At 53.4% G+C, this 2,632-nt stretch carries 1 rRNA gene (only partly in view); it reads left to right on the forward strand.

Annotation, left to right across the window (positions count from 1 at the left end):
• Positions 1–2,468: ribosomal RNA gene (locus AC06E9_RS19635) — 23S ribosomal RNA — on the forward strand; it begins 411 nt to the left of the window's first position.
• Positions 2,469–2,632: the final 164 nt, after the last annotated feature.

Below are 2,632 nucleotides of genomic sequence, written 5' to 3' on the forward strand. Positions count from 1 at the left end.
CTAAATACTACTGACCGACCGATAGTGAACCAGTACCGTGAGGGAAAGGCGAAAAGAACCCCGGAGAGGGGAGTGAAATAGATCCTGAAACCGTGTGCGTACAAGCAGTAGGAGCTCGAAAGAGTGACTGCGTACCTTTTGTATAATGGGTCAGCGACTTACTGTTCGTGGCAAGCTTAACCGTATAGGGGAGGCGAAGGGAAACCGAGTCTGATAAGGGCGCATAGTCGCGGGCAGTAGACCCGAAACCGGGTGATCTAGTCATGGCCAGGGTGAAGGTGCCGTAACAGGTACTGGAGGCCCGAACCCACGTCTGTTGCAAAAGACGGGGATGAGCTGTGATTAGGAGTGAAAAGCTAATCGAACCCGGAGATAGCTGGTTCTCCTCGAAAGCTATTTAGGTAGCGCCTCATATGTATCCTCTCGGGGGTAGAGCACTGTTATGGCTAGGGGGTCATCGCGACTTACCAAACCATTGCAAACTCCGAATACCGAGACGGACTGTATGGGAGACACACGGCGGGTGCTAACGTCCGTCGTGAAAAGGGAAACAACCCAGACCCACAGCTAAGGTCCCAAATTCACTGCTAAGTGGAAAACCATGTGGAAAGGCACAGACAGCCAGGAGGTTGGCTTAGAAGCAGCCACCCTTTAAAGAAAGCGTAATAGCTCACTGGTCGAGTCGGTCTGCGGGGAAGATTTAACGGGGCTAAGCAGTGAACCGAAGCTTGGGGTGTGCATATTTATATGTACGCGGTAGAGGAGCGTTCCGTAAGCCGTTGAAGGTGGATTGAGAAGTCTGCTGGAGGTATCGGAAGTGCGAATGCTGACATGAGTAACGATAATGCGGGTGAAAAACCCGCACGCCGAAAGCCCAAGGTTTCCTTGCGCAACGTTAATCGGCGCAGGGTGAGTCGGCCCCTAAGGCGAGGACGAAAGTCGTAGTCGATGGGAAGCAGGTTAATATTCCTGCACCTCGCGTAAGTGCGATGGAGGGACGGAGAAGGTTAGGTGTACCCGGCGTTGGTTGTCCGGGGGAAAGGCGGTAGGTTTGGATCTTTGGCAAATCCGGGATCCTTTAAGACCGAGCACCGAGACGAGCCTTTAAGGCAAAGTCACTGATACCACGCTTCCAGGAAAAGCTCCTAAGCTTCAGCTTACGCAGACCGTACCGTAAACCGACACAGGTGGGTAGGATGAGAATTCTCAGGCGCTTGAGAGAACTCGGGTGAAGGAACTAGGCAACATGGCACCGTAACTTCGGGAGAAGGTGCGCCCTTTTTGGTGGCTCATGCGAGCTATAGCTGAAGAGGGCCGCAGTAACCAGGCCGCTGCGACTGTTTATCAAAAACACAGCACTCTGCAAACACGAAAGTGGACGTATAGGGTGTGACGCCTGCCCGGTGCTGGAAGGTTAATTGATGGGGTCAGCCGCAAGGCGAAGCTCTTGATCGAAGCCCCAGTAAACGGCGGCCGTAACTATAACGGTCCTAAGGTAGCGAAATTCCTTGTCGGGTAAGTTCCGACCTGCACGAATGGCGTAACGACAGCGGCGCTGTCTCCACCCGAGACTCAGTGAAATTGAAATCGCTGTGAAGATGCAGCGTTCCCGTGGCAAGACGGAAAGACCCCGTGAACCTTTACTATAGCTTTACACTGAACGTTGAGTTCGTCTGTGTAGGATAGGTGGGAGGCTATGAAACTGTGGCGCTAGCTGCAGTGGAGCCATCCTTGAAATACCACCCTGTCGTGCTTGACGTTCTAACCTAGGTCCATAATCTGGATCGGGGACCGTGTATGGTGGGTAGTTTGACTGGGGCGGTCTCCTCCTAAAGAGTAACGGAGGAGCTCGAAGGTACGCTCAGCGCGGTCGGACATCGCGCACTGTGTGCAAAGGCATAAGCGTGCTTGACTGCAAGATCGACGGATCAAGCAGGTAGGAAACTAGGACTTAGTGATCCGGTGGTTCTGTATGGAAGGGCCATCGCTCAACGGATAAAAGGTACTCCGGGGATAACAGGCTGATACCGCCCAAGAGTTCATATCGACGGCGGTGTTTGGCACCTCGATGTCGGCTCATCACATCCTGGGGCTGTAGTCGGTCCCAAGGGTATGGCTGTTCGCCATTTAAAGTGGTACGCGAGCTGGGTTCAGAACGTCGTGAGACAGTTCGGTCCCTATCTGCCATGGGCGTTGGAGATTTGAGAGGGGCTGCTCCTAGTACGAGAGGACCGGAGTGGACGAACCTCTGGTGTTCCGGTTGTCACGCCAGTGGCATTGCCGGGTAGCTATGTTCGGAAGCGATAACCGCTGAAAGCATCTAAGCGGGAAGCGCGCCTCAAGATGAGATCTCCCGGGGCACAAGCCCCCTGAAGGAACCATATAGACTATGTGGTTGATAGGTCAGGTGTGTAAGTACAGCAATGTATTGAGCTAACTGATACTAATGATCCGTGTGGCTTGACCATATAACCTCAAGTTGCCTTGGCCGACATGACATGTCGATAGATCCCAAGTGCACGCTACGTCACAAGACTTACGAGAGGCAGGCGCCTTAATCCGTTCCTTAGGATGGCGACGCTCCAACTGTCTCCCTGGTGAAATTAGCGCTGTGGAACCACCCGATCCCATC

It is taken from the genome of Stenotrophomonas sp. Steno-Z10-BAI, assembly GCF_056393115.1.